2 protein-coding genes and 1 pseudogene are annotated in these 3624 nt (G+C 29.9%); 2 read left to right on the top strand and 1 reads right to left on the bottom strand.

Annotation, left to right across the window (positions count from 1 at the left end; all coding sequences use genetic code 11):
* Nucleotides 1-257: 257 nt before the first annotated feature.
* Nucleotides 258-1559: a M18 family aminopeptidase gene (locus RH99_RS17720; RefSeq protein ID WP_010241484.1), complete on the top strand. Its 1302-nt coding sequence runs from the start codon at nucleotides 258-260 to the stop codon at nucleotides 1557-1559.
* Nucleotides 1560-1853: 294 nt separating this feature from the next.
* Here RH99_RS17720 and RH99_RS17715 read toward each other — a convergent pair whose 3' ends face one another.
* On the bottom strand, nucleotides 1854-2819 hold the full coding sequence (locus RH99_RS17715) for a hypothetical protein (protein ID WP_010241483.1): 966 nt from the start codon (nucleotides 2817-2819) through the stop codon (nucleotides 1854-1856).
* Nucleotides 2820-3318: 499 nt separating this feature from the next.
* Between RH99_RS17715 and RH99_RS17710 the strand changes: the two are divergent.
* Nucleotides 3319-3624, top strand: a pseudogene (locus tag RH99_RS17710) (MerR family transcriptional regulator); the annotation flags it as partial.

The following is a 3624-nucleotide window of genomic DNA, read 5'->3' as shown; positions in this document are numbered from 1 at the left end:
AGTATAGTCAGGTTAAAGATTTTAGCAGTTAAGTTAAAAAGATATTTAAAGTATATTATACGATATTTTATGTGAATAGTATAATATTATAAATAAATTTTTATTTGGATGATTTATTTATAGATTATTATGGAAAAATAATTGGATTTTTTGATATACTTTATATTGTGTGATAAGGTATTTGAAATAAAATATCATATTTAAAAATTCATATAAGACATTTGAACATGCCTAATTAAAATTGGAGGTAAAAATATATGTGTAATGAAATTGAATTAGCTGAAAATCTTATAGATTTTATATATGAAAGTCCTTCTGCTTTTCATGCAGTAAAGAGTGTAAAAAAGATACTTAGCAGAAAAGGATTTATGGAACTGAAAGAAGGAGATAGGTGGGAGCTTCAAAAGGGTGGAAAGTATTTTGTAATAAGAAATGACTCTGCCATTATATCATTTATTGTGGGCAGTGGAATTATAGCTAAAAAGGGGTTTAAAATTATTGGAGCACACACAGATTCTCCAAGCTTTAGAATTAAACCTTGTCCTGAAATTACAGCAGAAAAAAATTATATAAAATTAAATACTGAGGTATATGGGGGACCGATTTTAAATACGTGGCTAGATAGACCACTTTCATTAGCTGGCAGAGTGACTATAAAGGGAAAAGAATTACTTTATCCAGAAGCAGCACTTGTGAATATAAAAAGACCAATTATGATTATACCTAATTTAGCAATACATATGAATAGAGCAATTAATAAGGGTGTGGAACTAAATAGACAGATAGATGTGCTTCCTTTATTGGGACTCATAAATGATACCTTAGAAAAGGATAACCTTTTAGTTAAAACTATAGCTAAAGAATTTAATATAGCACCAGAGGAAATACTTGATTTTGATCTTTTCCTATATGAATATGATAAAGGAAATATAATGGGACTTAATAATGAGTTTGTTTCAAGCAGCAGATTAGATGATTTAGAAATGGTTCATGCAGGATTAATAGCTTTTGCAGATTCGGATGTAACAGATGCAACAAATGTTTTAGCATGTTTTGATAATGAAGAGGTGGGAAGCTCTACAAAACAGGGAGCGGATTCAGAATTTCTTGCAAGCACGCTTGAGAGAATTGTTATATCCTTTGGTGGAGATAGAGAAGACTATTTTAGGTCACTATATAAAAGCTTCATGATATCAGCAGATGCAGCTCATGCAGTTCATCCAAACAGGGGAGATAAAAGTGACCCCACTAATAGACCAATTATTAATAAAGGACCGGTTATTAAGATAAGTTCAAATCAGAAATACACATCTGATAGTAACAGTATTTCTGTGTATGAAGAACTATGTAAAAATGCTAATGTACCAGTGCAAAAGTTTGTAAACAGATCAGATGAAGTGGGCGGGAGTACAATAGGACCTATTTCTTCAACACATGTAGGCATAAGAACTGTAGATATGGGAACCCCGCTTCTTGCCATGCATTCAGTTAGGGAACTATGCGGGGTTGATGACCATCTTTATGTTAAAAAATCCTTTGAGGAATTTTATAAACTATAATACTTGTCATGTATAAGATCTTATTTCAAAACATTTATTTTAAAAAAGATTTAATCACTGTTTTTTAAATAAGATTGGAAATTAAAATAGCTATGCGTATGATATTCACAATACACATAGCTATTAAGGCATATTCAAATAAATAACTAGTCAGTATGCTAGTATATTTTGAATCCTACTGCGTCAACAGAACCCTCAGATAGCTCACTATCATCAGAACCTGTTTCCTTGTAGACTTCAAAATATACGTCGCATCTTTGACTTGTTATTTATTTTCACATGCCTTAATGGAATTTAGTTGCAGTCACTACCATCGCAGCTTGAATTTCCTGCACATCCTTTACAAGGTGATTTAGTTTGAAGAGGTATATGTTTAACTTCAAATTTACATTCATCAATAGAGTAGGTATCTTCAGGATTTTCATTAAAACAGACTTTGTTTTCATTAAAGCTTATGGACATAGGAACTACATCCTTAACTTCATCATTGATTACGCTTATCTTTAAACCTGGTTTATAAATTTTCTTTTCTCCAGTTTTTGTAGTAATTTCTATGGTATCTGATGAAGTTATTATTGATTTTATACTGCCATCTTCAAAGAAGTTTACAGAGTTTAAATCACCATGAATACCTAGGGCATTAACATCATAGGCGGTTACAGTACCTATTGAAGTTTTTATTTCTGTTGGTCTAAGTGGTTCGAAGGATTTTAGTTTTCCGTCATTGTAAAAGGATAGTCCTATACGAGCTACAACCTTTCCAATTGGTGAATTTATTTCTATAGTATTACTAGGCCATAAGGTGATACTTCTAACTACACCATCTTCATAAAAATGTACACATATAACTTTTTTTTCAAATTTACCTACAGAAAGATCTAAAGAAATATTCTCCGCAAGCTTGTATTCATCTAATTCTGACCAATAGGCTGTGATTTGTCCATTTAAAGGGAAGATACGTCTAATGTTACCATTTTGATAAAAGGTTATAAGTTCACCTGGTAAAATTCCTATGGAGGTGTTAAACTTAGCTTGGTTTTGTAGGTAGATGCTTTTTAAATTTCCGTCATCATAAAAAGAAAAGGAATTAACATGTTTATGTCTTTCGCCACCACTTTCGTATTGAGGAATTAGAGTGCCATACTTAGTTTTTAATTCATTTATTTCATTTACAACACAATCTCTTGGATTACCATTCTTATAGCTATCCATAGAAGATATACCTTTAATAATACCATACTTAGTATTTAACTTTTCCATAATTAAGCCTCCTTAATAATTGTATAATAATTATTATCTATTAATTCTAAAAATTAATATCATTTTATACAATAATAAAATTTATGTCAATGATAGTGATACGGTTACAGTAGAATTTTTTTAGTAGTATTGAAATACGCAAACTTATGTGATATAGTAAAAATAATTTAATTAGAACAATACAAGTCGGCAAAGGTGTTCCTTTGTCGTTTTTACATTTTATGAAACTGTGAATGATTAAATAATATAGTATGCTTTAAATTAAGATTGTTACGATAGACCTATTTGTTCTTTTTGGTAACAACTTAAGGCATATGAAAATAAATAGTAAGTCAAATATACTAGCATACTGATTAGTTAGTTATTTGAATGTGCCTAAGTGCAATAGCGTTACGTCATTAGGAGGCTGACAACAGCTGGAATAAGTGTGTAAAACTATATAAATATATAGTTATTTATTATATAGTATACTGTATAATAATTTCAAGGAGTGATTAACTTGAAATATTATTCAATAGGTGAATTTGCAGAACTAATAGATAAAACAGAATAAACATTAAGAAATTGGGATAAAAAAGGTACACTTAAACCACACCATGTGGCAGAAAGTGGATATAGGTATTACTCTCAGGAGCAACTTAATCATTTCTTTGGATTTAAAAATAGTATTGATCAACAAAAACGCAGAATAATCGGATATTGTAGAGTATCAAGTAATAAGCAAAAAGACGATTTAGGAAGACAGATTGAAAATGTAAAAACATACATGATTGCTAAAGGATACTCATTTGATATTATATCTTAT

The organism is Clostridium arbusti SL206, from assembly GCF_000246895.1.
Lineage (GTDB): Bacteria > Bacillota > Clostridia > Clostridiales > Clostridiaceae > Clostridium_I > Clostridium_I arbusti.
This window is presented reverse-complemented; position numbering and strand designations above follow the sequence as displayed.